The organism is Aeribacillus composti (assembly GCF_007827555.1).
In the GTDB taxonomy this organism is placed as follows: domain Bacteria; phylum Bacillota; class Bacilli; order Bacillales; family Aeribacillaceae; genus Aeribacillus; species Aeribacillus composti.
Genome location: NZ_VISS01000014.1, coordinates 23,792 through 39,744, shown reverse-complemented (window position 1 = coordinate 39,744; position 15,953 = coordinate 23,792). Strand labels below are relative to the sequence as shown.

Annotated in this window: 19 protein-coding genes; 14 read left to right on the top strand and 5 right to left on the bottom strand. The window is 37.7% G+C overall.

What is annotated here, in order from left to right; all coding sequences use genetic code 11:
• Positions 1 to 10: 10 nt before the first annotated feature.
• Positions 11 to 274, bottom strand: a complete 264-nt coding sequence (locus tag FB379_RS08960) for a NifU family protein (RefSeq protein ID WP_375338782.1) — start codon at positions 272 to 274, stop codon at positions 11 to 13.
• Between the two features lie 121 nt (positions 275 to 395).
• Here FB379_RS08960 and FB379_RS08955 point away from each other — a divergent pair, with 121 nt between their 5' ends.
• Positions 396 to 719, top strand: a complete 324-nt coding sequence (locus FB379_RS08955; RefSeq protein ID WP_066249224.1) for a YuzD family protein — start codon at positions 396 to 398, stop codon at positions 717 to 719.
• Positions 720 to 933: 214 nt separating this feature from the next.
• Here FB379_RS08955 and FB379_RS08950 read toward each other — a convergent pair whose 3' ends face one another.
• Positions 934 to 2,004: an NAD(P)/FAD-dependent oxidoreductase gene (locus FB379_RS08950; protein ID WP_063387078.1), complete on the bottom strand. Its 1,071-nt coding sequence runs from the start codon at positions 2,002 to 2,004 to the stop codon at positions 934 to 936.
• A gap of 223 nt (positions 2,005 to 2,227) precedes the next feature.
• On the opposite strand from FB379_RS08950, the gene FB379_RS08945 reads away from it, so the two are divergent.
• From FB379_RS08945 to FB379_RS08935, 3 genes are all read left to right on the top strand, one after another.
• Positions 2,228 to 2,464 (top strand): YuzB family protein, encoded by a 237-nt coding sequence (locus FB379_RS08945; RefSeq protein ID WP_094245256.1) that lies wholly within the window; start codon positions 2,228 to 2,230, stop codon positions 2,462 to 2,464.
• A gap of 351 nt (positions 2,465 to 2,815) precedes the next feature.
• Complete coding sequence (gene dapF / locus FB379_RS08940) at positions 2,816 to 3,688, top strand: diaminopimelate epimerase (protein WP_066249227.1); 873 nt, start codon at positions 2,816 to 2,818, stop codon at positions 3,686 to 3,688.
• A gap of 63 nt (positions 3,689 to 3,751) precedes the next feature.
• On the top strand, positions 3,752 to 4,114 hold the full coding sequence (locus FB379_RS08935) for a HesB/IscA family protein (RefSeq protein WP_063387075.1): 363 nt from the start codon (positions 3,752 to 3,754) through the stop codon (positions 4,112 to 4,114).
• Between the two features lie 784 nt (positions 4,115 to 4,898).
• Here FB379_RS08935 and FB379_RS08930 read toward each other — a convergent pair.
• Positions 4,899 to 5,891 carry an NAD(P)/FAD-dependent oxidoreductase gene (locus FB379_RS08930; protein WP_063387074.1) on the bottom strand — a complete coding sequence of 331 codons (993 nt, stop codon included), beginning with the start codon at positions 5,889 to 5,891 and terminating at the stop codon, positions 4,899 to 4,901.
• A gap of 284 nt (positions 5,892 to 6,175) precedes the next feature.
• Here FB379_RS08930 and FB379_RS08925 point away from each other — a divergent pair, with 284 nt between their 5' ends.
• The 4 genes from FB379_RS08925 to FB379_RS08910 all read left to right on the top strand — a co-directional run bounded on the left by FB379_RS08925 (position 6,176) and on the right by FB379_RS08910 (position 10,963).
• Positions 6,176 to 7,399, top strand: coding sequence for an NAD(P)/FAD-dependent oxidoreductase (locus FB379_RS08925; protein WP_186439306.1), 1,224 nt, complete (start codon positions 6,176 to 6,178; stop codon positions 7,397 to 7,399).
• A gap of 826 nt (positions 7,400 to 8,225) precedes the next feature.
• Entirely contained in the window at positions 8,226 to 8,543 is a 318-nt protein-coding gene (locus FB379_RS08920; RefSeq protein WP_063387105.1) for a YuiB family protein, read from the top strand.
• Between the two features lie 218 nt (positions 8,544 to 8,761).
• Positions 8,762 to 9,379 carry a 3D domain-containing protein gene (locus FB379_RS08915; protein WP_063387072.1) on the top strand — a complete coding sequence of 206 codons (618 nt, stop codon included), beginning with the start codon at positions 8,762 to 8,764 and terminating at the stop codon, positions 9,377 to 9,379.
• Between the two features lie 90 nt (positions 9,380 to 9,469).
• Entirely contained in the window at positions 9,470 to 10,963 is a 1,494-nt protein-coding gene (locus FB379_RS08910; RefSeq protein WP_063387071.1) for a leucyl aminopeptidase, read from the top strand.
• Between the two features lie 427 nt (positions 10,964 to 11,390).
• On the opposite strand, the gene ald is transcribed toward FB379_RS08910, so the two are convergent.
• A complete protein-coding gene (ald, locus tag FB379_RS08905; protein ID WP_063387070.1) occupies positions 11,391 to 12,533 on the bottom strand; it encodes an alanine dehydrogenase in 1,143 nt (380 codons plus the stop codon).
• A 277-nt stretch (positions 12,534 to 12,810) separates the two neighbouring features.
• Here ald and FB379_RS08900 point away from each other — a divergent pair, with 277 nt between their 5' ends.
• The 3 genes from FB379_RS08900 to FB379_RS08890 all read left to right on the top strand — a co-directional run bounded on the left by FB379_RS08900 (position 12,811) and on the right by FB379_RS08890 (position 13,950).
• Positions 12,811 to 13,341, top strand: a complete 531-nt coding sequence (locus FB379_RS08900; protein WP_063387069.1) for an HD domain-containing protein — start codon at positions 12,811 to 12,813, stop codon at positions 13,339 to 13,341.
• A gap of 63 nt (positions 13,342 to 13,404) precedes the next feature.
• Complete coding sequence (locus FB379_RS08895) at positions 13,405 to 13,623, top strand: spore germination protein (protein WP_144597769.1); 219 nt, start codon at positions 13,405 to 13,407, stop codon at positions 13,621 to 13,623.
• A gap of 78 nt (positions 13,624 to 13,701) precedes the next feature.
• Complete coding sequence (locus FB379_RS08890) at positions 13,702 to 13,950, top strand: YueH family protein (RefSeq protein ID WP_066249236.1); 249 nt, start codon at positions 13,702 to 13,704, stop codon at positions 13,948 to 13,950.
• Between the two features lie 49 nt (positions 13,951 to 13,999).
• Here the strand turns inward: FB379_RS08890 and FB379_RS08885 are convergent, their stop codons facing one another.
• Positions 14,000 to 14,239, bottom strand: a complete 240-nt coding sequence (locus FB379_RS08885) for a helix-turn-helix domain-containing protein (protein ID WP_232515690.1) — start codon at positions 14,237 to 14,239, stop codon at positions 14,000 to 14,002.
• 339 nt (positions 14,240 to 14,578) lie between these two features.
• On the opposite strand from FB379_RS08885, the gene FB379_RS08880 reads away from it, so the two are divergent.
• From FB379_RS08880 to comX, 3 genes are all read left to right on the top strand, one after another.
• The gene (locus FB379_RS08880) at positions 14,579 to 14,719 is read left to right on the top strand and encodes a DegQ family regulator (RefSeq protein ID WP_063387066.1); all 141 of its coding nucleotides are present in this window, start codon (positions 14,579 to 14,581) and stop codon (positions 14,717 to 14,719) included.
• 117 nt (positions 14,720 to 14,836) lie between these two features.
• Positions 14,837 to 15,769, top strand: a complete 933-nt coding sequence (locus FB379_RS08875; protein WP_082829504.1) for a polyprenyl synthetase family protein — start codon at positions 14,837 to 14,839, stop codon at positions 15,767 to 15,769.
• A 16-nt stretch (positions 15,770 to 15,785) separates the two neighbouring features.
• Complete coding sequence (comX, locus tag FB379_RS08870) at positions 15,786 to 15,953, top strand: competence pheromone ComX (protein WP_082829505.1); 168 nt, start codon at positions 15,786 to 15,788, stop codon at positions 15,951 to 15,953.

Below are 15,953 nucleotides of genomic sequence, written 5' to 3'. Positions count from 1 at the left end.
GTTTGTTTCATTAAAATACTTGTTCTACTTCTACGATGCCTGGAACTTCTTCCAGCAGAGCCCGCTCAATACCTGCTTTCAAAGTAATGGTAGAACTTGGGCAGCTCCCGCACGCACCTAAAAGGCGCAATTTCACAATGCCCTCTTCAACATCAACTAATTCGCAGTCTCCGCCGTCACGAAGCAAAAACGGGCGCAGCTTATCTAAAACTTCCTGTACTTGTTCTTTTATTTGAACATCTGACATACTATCGACTCCTTTCTTATCCATCATTATATTCAAAATGAGCGATAAAATCTATTTGTAAGTTTCAAATTCATTGTATCACATTTTTTTTAAATCTAATATGGATAATCTAGGAGATCATCATTTTATTAAATAGGAGAGAACAAACATGAGAAAACCGGTAGAAATTTGCGTTTATGGTGCAGAAAACTTATGTCCAAGCTGTGTAAATTCGCCTTCAGCAAAAGATACATTTGAATGGCTGGAAGCAGCACTGACTAGAAAATATCCAGATCAGCCATTTGACATCACATATATTGATATATATTGTCCTCCGGAAGATGAAGAGAAAAAGAAAATAGCCGATCAAATCGTGAAGGAAGAATATTTTTATCCCCTTGTTGTCATAAATGGAGTGGTAGTAGGAGAAGGAAATCCAAAGATAAAAAGGATTTTTCAAGAGATGGAAAAACATGGTTACCAACCTGTGTAAGAAAGAGTTTACTCGTCATCCAGAACTGTGAAAGAAAAAGTGCATTGTCGATTTCTTCAAGCCAAAAGAACAGATTCGCTAAAAAAAAAAAAAACGCTGCTTCGTTTTTTTGCATGCAAAATAATAGACAACTGTATTTCTCTTGATTTATATTTTCCAGTGAAAGAGTTCCGGAAAAAGAGAAGCCGGACGTACAAATGAACGCCCGGTTTTCTCATGCTCCACTATGATATTTATAAATCCAAAGAATTCCTGATTTTAAAAGACGTGGCACACGTCCAGTGAGTGCGCGATCTCCTACCATCCCAAAACCTGATTTTTTTCCGAGAGAACCGAGAACGCCTTTTAATTTGAACGGCGGCAGTTCCTCTGGAAGAGGTTCGTTGTTCCATTTTTTGAGCAATACTTGTACAATTTGTTCAGCCTGCGCTTCGGCAAGTTGAGCACTTGGTGCGTAAGGAAGGCTTGCACAGTCTCCAACAACATACACATGTTCATCTTGAGGAAGATGATGGTATTTTGTTAAAATAACCCGTCCTTGCCGGTCTTTTTCAACATTCAATTTCCTTACGACATAATTCGGTTGAATTCCTGCGGTCCAAACGACAACATCACAAGGAATCGGTTCATCATGGTTATAAACCATATTTGGCTCAACTTTTGTAATATTGGCGCTGTTGATTACTTCAACCCCGTGCTCTTCAAACCATGTTTGGACATATTTGCTTAATCGTTCCGGGAAGTTTGATAAGATCACTTTTCCGCGGTCAAACAGCTTGATTTTTAAATCGGATCTGCTTTCACGCAGTTCGCTTGCCAATTCAACGCCGCTCAATCCGGCTCCAACTATGCAGACTGTTGCACCTGCTCCTAAATTGTTCAGCTTTTGATACGTTTCACGTGATTGATCGATTGTTTGAATGCTGCAAGTGTATTTGTCAGCACCCGGAACATTATGATACTTGTCTTCGCATCCTAATCCGATGATAAGATCATCATACGTGATTGGAGATTGATCTTTTAAATGTACAAGCTTTTGTTCAAGGTCAATGTCCGTGACTTCACCGTAATGAACGTTCAATTTCGGGTGTTCTGGAAAGGCCACGCGCACGTGCTGATCTGAAATCGTTCCCGCAGCCAGCGCATAGTATTCCGTTTTTAAACAATGATAAGGGTTTTTATCCACTAATGTTATTTCGACACCATCCGGCAAGTTATTGGGAAGCAACTTGTGAAGAATTCTCATGCCGCCATAGCCGCCTCCGAGGAGCAGTAACTTTCTCATCGCGATTCCCCTTTTCCCTGCAAATGTTTACCCCAAAACTGTGACAATCGTAACAAATGCCACTAAAAGTATAACGAATTTATGTATAAATCACAACATACTTAAGGAAAAATAGCACAATTGTTATGGCAAAATGTTAAATGAGCCTTGAAGTTCAATGCTTTGACAATGAAGAAAAAAAGCATTATGATAGGCTACTGAGTATAGAAGGAGGACAATTCACGTGAAACCAATTATAGAGTTTTGTGTCAGCAACTTAGCAAACGGTTCACAAAAAGCATTAGAACAATTAGAAAAAGATCCTAATTTAGATATAGTTGAATACAGCTGCCTAGGGTATTGCGGCCAATGCTACGAATCGCTTTTTGCCCTCGTAAACGGAGAAGCGGTAGAAGGGGAAACGGCAGAAGAGCTAGTGAAAAATATTTATCAATTTTTAGAAGAAAATCCAATGTTTTAATAGAAAATAAAAGTGAATGATAAAATTAAAAGGGAGACAAGCTTTTGATTCTCCTTATTTTGATCCTGTCTCTAAATATTTCATTCGAGGTATGAGAGCATATTATAAAATGTAAGTATGAATCTCAATATTGTTTCTCAGTACGACGCTTGCCTTTGCGGATGAGTCTTTTTTTTACGTATGAGCAAGGTGTTTGAAGCGGCAGGCTGATGATATAAAAAATAAAAGCCCCTCTTATATTTCCCGAGGAGCTTTTATTTATATATGAAAACGGGGGATATTTTTATTGTCAACAAATTTTGAACGTTTTATACTTATAAAAACAAATTTTTTGTTGTTTTGGAGGAAAAGATGGAAACTTTTCAATTTACAAAAATGCATGGATTAGGAAACAGTTATATTTATGTAAATGGATTCGAAGAAACGCTTCCGGAGCATCTCCTGCCAGATATTGCGCGAAAAGTTGCGAACGTTCATACCGGCATCGGTTCAGATGGGCTAATATTAATTCTTCCATCTGAACGTGCGAATGTGAAAATGAGAATTTTCAACAGTGACGGTTCAGAAGGAAAAAACTGTGGAAACGGTTTGCGCTGTGTCGCAAAATATGTTTATGAGCATAACATAGTAAAAGAGAAAAAGTTTTTGATCGAAACACTTTCTGGCTTGGTTGAAGCCGAAGTCCATGAAGAAAATGGACGAGTATCAAGCGTCACAATTGATATGGGTCACCCTAAGCTGTTAAAAAAGGAAATACCGATGGCCGGAAACGGAGATGAAACAGCTATTGGTGAAATCATGGAATTTAACGGCTCGAAATATGAAGTCACAGCGGTTTCGATGGGAAATCCACACATCATCTTTTTTGTAGACGATATTGAGAAAGCTCCATTAACAACATTGGGACCGATTGTCGAAAAAGATGCAAGATTTCCAGAAGGGGTAAATGTAGAATTTGTCGAAATCGTCAACGACCATGAGCTTCATTTTCGAGTATGGGAAAGAGGTTCAGGTGTCACACAAGCTTGCGGCACCGGAGCATGTGCGGCAGTGGTCGCATCCGTATTAAACGAACAAACAACAAGAGGCAAAGAAACAGTTGTCCATCTTGCCGGCGGCGATTTATTTATTAAATGGACTGACGAGGGGAACATTTTGATGAAAGGACCTGCTGAAACGGTTTGCACGGGGACCTATTATTATGAATCCGGTTCAGAAATTTGAGAGTTTTTTTCTGAAAAGGTATACTAAAAGTGACTCAAAAATTAATGAAAAGGAGGATGGGTCATGTCTGAAATTGTTATGCTTACCGAAGCGGCAGCTTTTCAAATAAAAGATATGATGAGAGAAAATGAAGAAGAAGGCGCCTATTTGCGTATTGGTGTGAAAGGCGGCGGCTGCACTGGACTTTCATACGGCATCGGGTTTGAACAAGAAAAACAAGAAGATGATCACGAATTTGAACAATTCGGCATTCGGATTTTAGTGGATAAAGACAGCGCCCCTATATTAAAGGGAACAAAGATTGATTATAAACAATCGATGCTTGGTGGAGGATTCACGATAGACAACCCTAATGCGATTGCGTCTTGCGGCTGCGGCGCCTCCTTTAGAACTGCAACACACGCTGGAACACCGGAAGAGTGCTAAAAAAGATTCTTTCCTGAAGCCAAGCATAATGATCGCTTTATTCCTTAACTTTTTCTATACTCACAATAAAATATATCCTAATAAAGTGGAATCCAAAAAGAAAAAGTCTGCTTTATTAGGATATTTTTATGGGAAAAACGGCTAAATGCAACTTATTAAAAGTGATAGAGAATTAAATGAGGATATTTGCAGATCACAGATTTTCATCATGGAAGACCGTGCGAAAGACTATATGAATCACCGATGAAAGTTGAAAAAAGATAGGGCTGTCCGTTGAGTTCCTAAAATGAAGGATTTTGGAGCTACTGTGAAGGATAAAAATAAAGGAATAAAATTTGTAAATGTCCTTCATAGAGGCAATGAAGTCCAACAAGAAGCAATTGTATGTGTTGAATATCCGTCATAAAACTTTTGAAGAACTTAATGAAGAAAGAGAGCATAAGAAAAGTCATTTATAAAACTTCTGAAGGATATAAACAAAGGAAAAATGGTCTGTCCGATAAGCCCCTTCTTCTTGATGCAGTCTGGTTTCTTTAGAAAAGTACTTGACAAAAAGGCTGTCTCAAAAGGTCATAAAAAATGACCTTTTACGAGACAGCCTTTATTCTTTCCAATAAAATTTACTTTTGCTTGTTATTCCCGCTGTAAGGGAGCTGTTCAGAAAGTCAAATCCCCATTGAAAAACAAAAAATCATAAGCACCGATATATCAACGTTTCTAAAACATTAAAGAGGGGGTCAATAAGCCGAAAAAATGACTTATTAGACACCCACATCTTTTTTCATCAATTAAACATACTTGTGCTGTGCATTGGCTGAACTTTTGCGCTTGGGTCAATATAAGCTTTGGCATTGTTTACAGCTGTTGGACCTTCGCCAAACCCAGTCGCAATTAATTTTATTTTTCCTTCATAAGTACAGATGTCTCCGGCAGCATAAATTCCCGGAATATTTGTTTCCATTTTTGAGTTAACAACAATCGAATTTTTCTCAATTTCCAGCCCCCAGTTTTTGATAGGGCCTAAAGAGGAAACGAAGCCAAAATTGACAATTACTTCATCTACATCAATAATCTCTTTCCGATCTCCTTTTGCTTCTTCGACTACGACTTGTTCAATTCGATCCTTGCCGATAAGCTCAACAGGAACAAAAGGTGTTAATATATTTGCTTTAGAATTTTTTAATTGATTTACGCTATGCTCGTGCGCGCGAAATTTATCTCTTCGATGGACAACCGTTACTTTTTCTGCAATAGGCTCAAGCATTAACGCCCAGTCAACAGCTGAGTCGCCGCCTCCAAACAGGACGACCTTTTTGCCTGCAAAATAGTTTAAATCTTCTACAAAATAGTGCAGGTTTTTCCCTTCAAATTGCTCAGCATTTTCCAGCTGAAGTTTACGTGGTTGAAATGCGCCGTTTCCGGCAGTGATGATAATCGTTTTTGAATAATGTATTTCTGAATTTGTCGTTAACTTAAATGTCCCGTCACTTTGTTTTTCAACTTCCTGAACTTCCTGTTCAAGGCAGACGGTTGGATTGAATAAGGCAATTTGTTCTTTTAAATTATTGACTAATTCTTGAGCTCTAATTTTTGGAAACCCCGCTACATCATATATGTATTTTTCAGGATAAAGCGCTGTCAATTGCCCTCCTAATTGTGGAAGGCTTTCAATAATTTTAACGGAAGCCTGCCTCATTCCTCCGTAAAAAGCTGTGAACATCCCGACAGGTCCCCCGCCAATAATCGTTATATCGTAGACTTTGCTGTCCTCTTTCACAGACGATTCCCCCTCTTGTTAATCTTTATTAATCATATCATAAAAAAAAGATTGTAAAAATACAAAAATTCTGTCATTTAAAGATTTATAAAGTTGATCATTTAGCTTAAAAATAAACTTGAAAAGTTGGACACAAACGGATATCATGACTATAGGTAAAAAGATGTTAAATTTTATTGACAATTTTGCCCTTATAATTTTTTGTCCAAGAACGTGAATATTTTCACAAATTATGTGAAAAGTGAGTCTAGAATTGACCGCTTTAAAAATTACGGAAAAGGTTGGTGTGTCTTGTGAGAAATCCTAAAGTTGTTATTTTAGGTGCCGGTTATGGAGGATTAATGACCGTAACACGTCTACAAAAAATGGTGAGTGTGAACGAGGCTGATATTACACTTGTCAATAAGCATGATTATCATTATGAAACAACATGGCTGCATGAAGCATCTGCAGGCACCCTTCATCATGACCGATGCCGCTATCCAATTAAAGATGTAATTGATACAAACAAAGTAAACTTTGTGCAAGATTCTGTAAAATTAATTAAAACAGATGAGAAAAAAGTCATTCTTGAAAATGGCGAGCTTAACTATGATTACTTAGTAGTCGCTCTTGGGGCTCATCCGGAAACGTTTGGAATCCAAGGGTTAAAAGAATACGCTTTCACAATTTCCAACATTAATTCTGCTAGACAAATTAGAGAGCATATTGAATATCAATTTGCTACATACAATACAGAAGAAGAAAAAGATGATACACGTCTAACCATTGTAGTCGGAGGTGCAGGATTCACTGGAATTGAGTTTTTAGGCGAACTTGCCAACCGTGTTCCTGAGCTTTGCCGAGAGTATGATATTGACCCTAAAAAAGTCCGTATTATTTGTGTGGAAGCAGCACCGACAGCACTTCCAGGTTTCGATCCTGAACTTGTGGAGTACGCAGTCAATCAACTGCAGCGCAAAGGTGTTGAGTTTAGAATCGGCACAGCGATAAAAGAATGTACTGAACAAGGAATTATTGTTGGGAAAGACGATCAAACGGAAGAAATAAAAGCAGGCACTGTTATTTGGGCGGCTGGTGTGCGCGGAAACAGTGTAATTGAAGAATCTGGTTTTGAGGCAATGCGGGGCCGCGTAAAAGTAGAGAAAGACTTGCGCGCACCAGGACATGATGATGTGTTTATTATTGGAGACTGTTCATTAATTATTAATGAGGAAATCAATCGTCCATATCCGCCGACAGCGCAAATTGCAATGCAGCAGGGAGAAGTTTGCGCGAGAAATTTAGCTGCATTAATTCGCGGTAAAAAAGAACTCGAACCATTTAAGCCAGATATTAAAGGAACTGTTGCTTCTCTAGGAGAAGATGATGCAGTAGGTATTGCGTTAGGCAAAAAAATGGTCGGTACAAAAGCATCCTTCATGAAGAAAATGATTGATAACCGCGCGCTATATATGGTTGGCGGAGCAGGTCTCGTGTTGAAAAAAGGAAAATTCAAATTTTTTTAAGCTGAAGAAAAGAGCAAAGGCTTAAGGGCTTTTGCTCTTTTAAAATAATGTTTTATAAACATGAACAGCTTTTGTAATTTCTTTTAAAGCAGGAAAGTAAAATGTTTGGAGAAGGAGCCGCTCTGTATTTATTGAATTTTCGTAGTAATAAGCTTTTAAACAAATTAAATTAAAGAGCTCGCTATGCTGATTGCGATTAGAGGGTTCGATTCAGCATAAAATCGCCATGCAGATCTGCAATTATATAGTAGCCTGATGTATTTGGTCTGTCGGACAGCTATACCCGATATTTCCTTCAAAGTTCTTCGTTTTATTCTCAAGTTCTTGTGCTTCTTTTGTTTGTTTACACCGTCTTTTTTGTGCTTGAAGGAATGAAAGTTCTCTCTTAAATGTTGAAGCCAAATCCCTCTTTATGGTACAAGCACAAAAGCTTCTCACATGAGTAAAAAACAGACAAAGCACTGTACAATAGGACAATCTTTCTTAAAGGTGATTTTTGGCATTTTAAAACATTTGGGGAAACTTCCAGTTTTTTTTGTATAAATTTTGAACTGCTCAAAGGTTGGAGAGCCTACTGAGAACCTTTTTGTGTGCATGTCAAACTTGCTTTGCCGATTTATGCCATTAAATGAAATCTTGTACTTGATATATTGGAATAAATAGGTTAATAATTAAGGTAACAATTTATCGATTTGCTGCTTTAAAGATTTGGCACATGTAAGAAGATCTGGCAAATTAACAAAGGCTGGTCAAGTTTTTTCCTTATTAAACCACATAAAAACTTTTAATAATAATACGACAGTTTTCTGAGGGTGAGGACACGATGATGAACATACCGGTGCTGTTGATTTCCATGCTGCTGTTCTTAGTTTTATTTTTTGGAATCGGTTTTTTATTAAATATGCTTTTAAGAATGTCATGGATAATGGCGATACTTTATCCGTTAGTATGTATTTTTTTAATTGATGAAGTGAATTTTTTTGATTATTTCAAATCACCTAGCCGCTCATTTTCTCTGTTGGGGGAAAAAATCGCCTCTCTTGCCGTAGCAGACATTCTCATTTTAGGAAGCGGGATGGTAGGTGCGATCCTATCAGGGATTGTCATTCGAATGCTTCGAGCAAGAGGATATCAAATGTTTTAAGCTTTTCCGTATAATCGGAAGGCTTTTTTTATGTAAAAAAAACGCTTTTTTTTTAAAACAATGTTATTTGAGTGCCTACATTTTATTTTTAATTTATCGGAAAATTTATACATGTCGGAACGTATTGAAAAATACGCTCCTTTCAAAAGCTCCTCCAACGTATATTTTGTTTGCGATTTGGAAACAAATAGACGGTGAGAGGAGTGAAATTAGAAAAAATGAAGAGTATAAAAATGTGGACTAGAAGAATTATGATGAGTCTGTTGTTTATTGGGGCGTTTTTAACAACTTTTGAAACCATTTCAGGTGTGAAAGCAGATGAACTGACAAAATGGGTGATCAAACAATATAATCAAAGAGAAAATTCCCAACAAGCCGTTGCAAAAAATATTAATCATGCAAATCAAGGACAGACGATGGAAAAATCCATTGATTTATCAAAGTATCCAAAAAAAACAGTTGTGGCTACCGGATATACAGCCGGATATGAGTCGACAGGAAAACATCCTGGCCACCCTGAATATGGAATTACTTATTCAGGTGTTAAAGTAAAAAGGGATCATTTTTCCACTATAGCAGCAGATTTAAACGTTTTTCCGATCGGAACGATACTTTATGTACCCGGATATGGCTACGGAGTTGTTGCAGATAAAGGTGCTGCGATTAAAGGCAATCGGCTTGATTTGTATTATGAAACAGTAGAAGATGTTTACAATCAGTGGGGAAAGAAAAAAGTGGATGTTTATTTAGTTAAAAAAGGAAACGGAACGTTAACAGAAGAGGAATTAAAAAAATTAAACGAAAATAAAACGATGGAAGTTTTTAGACAACGGTAGCTTATCCCACAGGGATGGGCTTTATTTTTTGGTTTGAAAATAAAGCAAAGTTCTATTCGACCTCGTATAATAATTGAAGGAGGTGGAAAAATGTTTAAAGTACTAGACGGTTTAGAAGGGGAAAGTTTAATTGTTGGCCTTTTTAAGCAAAACGGAAATTTGTCAAAAGCTTTGCAGGAGCTGGATAAAAAATTGAACAATCAACTCACCAAGCTTATAAAATCAGGTGAAATTTCTTCTGCGAAAAACAGTGTCGCAAAACTATATACATTCGATGCTGAAAACGTAAAACGAATTTATTTTGTCGGGCTTGGGAAAGAAAAAGAATTCACGTTCCAAAAGGCAATGGAAGCTTTTGGGCATGCGTTTCAAGCTGTTCAACAAGATCAGAAAAAGATTGTAAGCGTACAGCTTTCTACCTTTATTGGAGGAGATGTGGAAGAGGTAGATGCAGCTCATGCACTAGCGGAAGCGTTTGCCCTTTCTACATACAAAATAAAAAACTATAAACAACGATCAAGCAGCAGCGAATCAAGCATTGAAGCTGTTCATGTTTTGACAGATGCAGATAAAGCGAAAATAAACGCAGCCTTAACTGCCGGTTATGTTTATGGAAGAGGAACAAATTCGGCAAGAACTCTTGTGAACATGCCTTCAAATTTATTAACTGCGACAGAACTCGCGAATTATTCCATCGAACTGGCCAAAAAATATTCTTTTGAGATCGAAATCCTTGAAAAAAAGGATATGGAGGAAATGGGCATGGGGGGGATATTGGCGGTAAATAAAGGCTCCAGTGAACCCCCTAAAATGATTGTGTTAAAATACCAAGGAAAAAAGATTTGGGACGATGCGATTGGTTTAGTCGGCAAGGGAATTACTTACGATACTGGGGGCTACTCGTTAAAACCTAGAGATGGGTTAGTAAACATGAAGACTGATATGGCAGGAGCAGCAGCCGTTTTAGGAGCGATGGAAATTATCGGTGAAATAAAACCGAAACAAAATGTTGTAGCCGTTATTCCGGCTACTGACAACATGATTGGCAGCGGAGCGATGAAACCGGATGATGTCATCGTGTCATTAAGCGGAAAAACAATTGAAATTTTAAATACAGATGCTGAAGGGCGTTTAGCTCTTGCAGATGGCATCACTTATGCAAAGCAGCATGGAGCGAAATACATTATCGATGTTGCCACTTTAACCGGTGGAGTTATTGTTGCTCTAGGAAAGCACACAACAGGTGCGATGACGAACAACGAAAAACTGTATGATCAGCTTTTGAAAGCGTCTGTTGAATGTAATGAAAGAATATGGAGATTGCCAATTTTTGAAGATGACCGTGAGCGGGTAAAAAACAGTAAAATGGCGGATTTGAATAATTCCCCTGGCCGGGAAGGACATGCGATAATGGGCGGTGCTTTTTTAGCAGAATTTGCTGAAGATACGCCGTGGGTTCATTTAGACATTGCCGGGACATCCACTACTGCTAAGAAAGGCCCTCTAGGACCTGAAGGAGCAACTGGTGTGATGACTCGAACATTGGCGGCCTTTGTGGAAAAATTCGTGCCGATTAAATCATGATGGAGTCATCCATCATTCGGTTGAACTATTGCAGATTAGGCTTTATGTCAGAAATGTTATTGCTGTTTCAGTTTTTCGGCAGGAGCCGCAATTCAATATAGGAGAGAGACGGAATCTATTTTGTAAAAAAGATGACCGCCATTCAGTATGCTTGAAAATCGTGGATTGATTTCTTTCTGACATGTATGTTGTCGGAAGCAACACCAAATTAGGATAATGTGTCGGCACATTCTGACTTAACAAATTGCTGCACATTTATCCTGATTTGGTCTGTATTGTGCACGATTAGCCCAGTACTTAACATGTCTATAAGTGCGCATTTTTTATTGCTTTTCAAAAGAGAGCGAAGGCTTTTTTTGCATTTTTGATAATAGATTCGCGGAGAACTGTTTTCCTTCTTTTAAGGTAAGTCGAAAATATATGTGTATTATGTGGCAGAATTCATATTTGCGAACTCTTTTTCAAAAACTTTTTCTACAGGAACATAATTGTACCCAAGATCGCGGGCGACTGCCTCATACGTTATTTCTTTGTTGGCAACGTTGACACCTAATTTGATCGCTTCGTTTTTGGCGATTACTTCTACTAACCCTTTGTTGGCTATTTGCAATGCATATGGAATGGTCGAATTAGTAAGGGCGAACGTAGATGTTCTCGGAACTGCTCCCGGCATATTCGCAACTGCGTAATGAAGGACTCCGTGCTTTACATATGTCGGATTGTCATGAGTGGTGACATGATCGCTCGTTTCAAAAATCCCGCCCTGGTCAATGGCAACATCAACGATGACTGATCCAGGTTTCATCGATTTTACCATTTCTTCAGTCACAAGCTTTGGCGCTTTTGCACCGGGGATTAAGACAGCACCGATGACTAAATCCGCTTCTTTTACTGCTTCGAAAATATTATAGGAGTTAGACATGAGCGTTTGAATGTCGTTGCCAAAAAGATCATCTAATTCCCGAAGACGCTTAGGACTTACGTCAAGGATCGTTACATGAGCTCCTAAACCGATAGCCATTTTTGCAGCATTTGTACCGACTACCCCGCCGCCGATGATGACGACCTTGCCGCGTTCAACGCCTGGAACACCGGATAATAGAATACCTTTTCCGCCGTACGGTTTTTGTAAAAATTGCGTTCCAACCAGTGTTGCCATACGACCGGCCACTTCGCTCATCGGTGTTAACAGGGGTAACGAATGACCGTCAGAAACTGTTTCGTAAGCGACCGCAATCACACCGGATTCCTTCAACTCTTTTGTCAGTTCAGGATTAGCTGCAAGGTGCAAGTAAGTAAACAGAATAAGACCATCACGGAAATATTTATATTCTTCTTGAAGCGGCTCCTTGACCTTCAACACCATATCTGCTTCCCAAACCTTGCTTGTATCATGAAGAATTTCGGCGCCTGCTTGAATATATTCTTCATCATGAATTCCGCTTCCAAGACCTGCACTTTCTTCTACGAGTACACGGTGACCTGCCTTGACTAATGAAACAACTCCAGCTGGTGTAATGGCTACACGATTTTCGTTATTTTTAATTTCCCGCGGTACACCAATTATCATTGCAATCCCTCCTGTATAGTATAATTTCGTTTTAATATTCCATATGTACCAACAATGAGTCGGAATTTTCATGTACCTGTCCATTTTATTGTTTCTTTTCCTGCTGGCAATCATTCATTGAATTTTTTGTTTTTATATCATATGCAAATCGGTGTATGTTTGTCTGCAGCTTTCAGCGAAACCGCCAGTATATTTGCATAAATTTTAAAATCCACTTCCGTTGCGAAAATTTCGAACATATGGTATCTTATACAGAAATATTTAGGAGGGATGAGCTGTGAAAAGGGTCACTTTAATGGAAGTCTTCACTCATCCAATTACACAAAAATATTTAAAACGATCTGGCATTGCTCACGCGATTAAAACGGCTGATCATGCTTTTCGTCTTGCGATAGCATTCAATGTAAATCCCGATCTTGCGACAAAGGCGGCTCTATTGCATGATATTGGCCATTATGAATGGTACACGGACGGTAAATGGGATTATGAAAAATATCGAAAAAATGATATTCATGCAATAAAAGGAGCGAACAGAGCGCATAAACTGCTGATAAGGCTTGGGGAAAAGCCTGAAGCAGCCAAGCAAATTGCTTTAGCTATTCTCCTTCATACGGATTCGTATTTGCCTGATGGTAATTTAAAGCAAAATCCTCTTCAGCGCATAGTTCGGCTTGCTGATGAATTGGATGAAGAACCAGGCGGAATGCATCATTACCGTCAAATTGACGAAAAGCTGGCTTTAAAGAAAATTAGGACTCTAGATAAAAAAGTTGAAAAATACTATTCTCAGTTAAAATCCATTGTATAAGCGAACAATTTAGGCGTTTGATCATACAATACTATAAACAAACAATGGAAGTGGTGGTTTCATTTGCCTTCTTTTGTAGGTTCAATTGAGATTAATGAAGTCGACTCAGGAATCATAAAAGTGGGTGACAGCTTTTCTATTTCTCCTAAAGCGAGTTTAAAATCTGCGCTTGGTTCAGGAGCTTTAAATGTTGGAGACTATGTAAAAACATTTGACGTTCGCAGCAAAACGAATGAACATTCGAAAAGTTTCTTTGATCAACCGATAATAGGGAATAGGTAAAATATTTTGCAAAACCTGAGATTGATTTTTCTTTCAACTCAGGTATTTTTTATATAGAGGGAAAAAAGGAGTGAAACAATGAAAGTACGAAAGGCAAATATAATACATAACGGTGAAGAGATCAGAAACGTCTATATTTATGAAAACAAAAAAGAGGAGTATATATTAGTTGCTGTACCGCAGCTTGAATGGTCCAAGATCATTAAATATGAAGAAATCAATGACAAAACAAGAGAACATTTACAAAATTCTATTGCAAAAAGATCGAATGAGAACATTGCCATTTCACTTTCTTCGAAAATTACTCAATGGATACAAGAAATGTAAATTTTCAAGAGGATTTGAGAAATATGTAACCTCTGCTGTCAGACGGAGGTTACATTAGATTGCTTTCTTTTCTCTCTACTAATTCTATGACATCATGTATGTCGACTTGTAATACGGAGCAAATTTTTGCAAGCTTATCTAGAGGAAGGCGCTTCGTTTTGTTGTGGCACATTTCCCATACAAGCGTATGGCGAATATCAGCTTGACGGGCAAGTTCTCGTTTGGTCATTCTTTTTTGTTTCAATAAATTGTCCAATTTAATATGTATAACATATTCTTTTTTTTCCACTATGTTCACCCTTATTTGTCATATCTTCTCGGGATTTAGAAAATATTCTATCAATGTTCTTTCGTTCATTCAACCCTCTTTTATCAAAATTTTCCTTCTTTTTTATATGAATTTAACAAATGGGGGAAAGAAGGAGTCCTTCTGTTATAAAAATCATGATCATGCAATCTTTATAATAAGTTTGCCATACATCGCAAAAAGACAAACACAATCACATTGCGTGTTTTTCGGTATCACGCATAAAATTTCAAATTAGTTTTTCGGTGAAAAATGATCGAAAATTCTATAAAATAAATATGAAAGATCGAAAAAAGGATCTTTTCAAGGGAGTGTGATACTTTGAATCATCAAGAAATCGAAAAAATCAACAAGATCTTCTTAATGCTTGAAAGGGAGTTAGACGAAACAAAAAAGGCGCTTGATAATATCAATAAGAGCATTGACAAATACGATAAATATCAATATACGAAAATTGTATAATGAGGCGACGACCAAATTTGGTCGCCTTTTTTATGATAATATATATAATTTATAGTATAATAATTGTAAAACATCCATAGATTTCAAGCTGAATATAAATCAGATCAAAAGGAGGGGATGGCATTAAAAAGTGAGTTATTATTAAACAAAGTTCAAGTGGCAATGTTTATGAAGGATGCGGTCGAAAGGTCTGTAGACTGGCTTTATTTGCGGAATCTTTTGCATCGTTTTATCGAATCTAAACAAACATTTCCTTTTGCAGAGCTTTGTTATTTGCATGCGAACGTATTCAACAGCGAAAATGATGAAGAAGAATTGTACAAGCTTATGGCAGCTGTTGAATTGCTCGTCCTAGCTTTTGATATGTTTGATGATTTGGAGGATCTGGACAACTTTACAGAACCGTGGATGGATATTGATAGAGGGGAAGCGATTAACAGCTCATCCTTTCTTTATACGTTAAGTTTATCGCATATCCATTCGCTGTCATCACCTTATCGTTCTGAGATCCTTGGTCTGTTTCTTGAATATGCTTTGCAGGCTATGAAAGGCCAGCATATTGATTTGGCAAATGCCGTGAAGACAGAAAAAGAATGTTTGCAAATGATGAGATGGAAATCAGGTTCCCTTACAGCTCTTGCAGCTGAAGCGGGTGTCATGTTTGCATGCGGGAAAAGATACGAGGAAGTTAAGGAATACGGGCACCAAGTAGGGATTGTCGGCCAGATTGAGAATGATTATAAAGGATTGTTTACTCCGCATAAACAGGACAGGAAGTTTTTGAAGCCTTCACTAGCATTACTTTATTTGCAAAGGAAATTTAATCAAACAAGCGTGGATATTTTACAATATGTGCACAGCGGAAAAGACTTTGACGAATACTTTGGAAGCATTGTAGCTTTTAAAGAAAAGCTGTTGGAAGCGGGAGTCACCCAATATTTAAATGTGATGAAACACATCGCGCTTAAGAAGGCTGAAACTTATATAAAAAAACTTCCGCTGCCTGCTGAAAAATTGGATGAACTATTAACAAATTTAATCAAAAAATAAAAAAGGAGAGATCAATATGCAAGAAATCGTAAATTTCTTAATCGAAAACCCTGATGTTTTGGAGAAAGTCGTGAATGGACAAGCTAGTTTGATTGGAGTTAAAGATTCTGATGAACTTTTAGGCATTATTACTGGACTTACAGACGGTTTAAAATTGTTGCCGCCTGCTGGATTTTGGAAATAG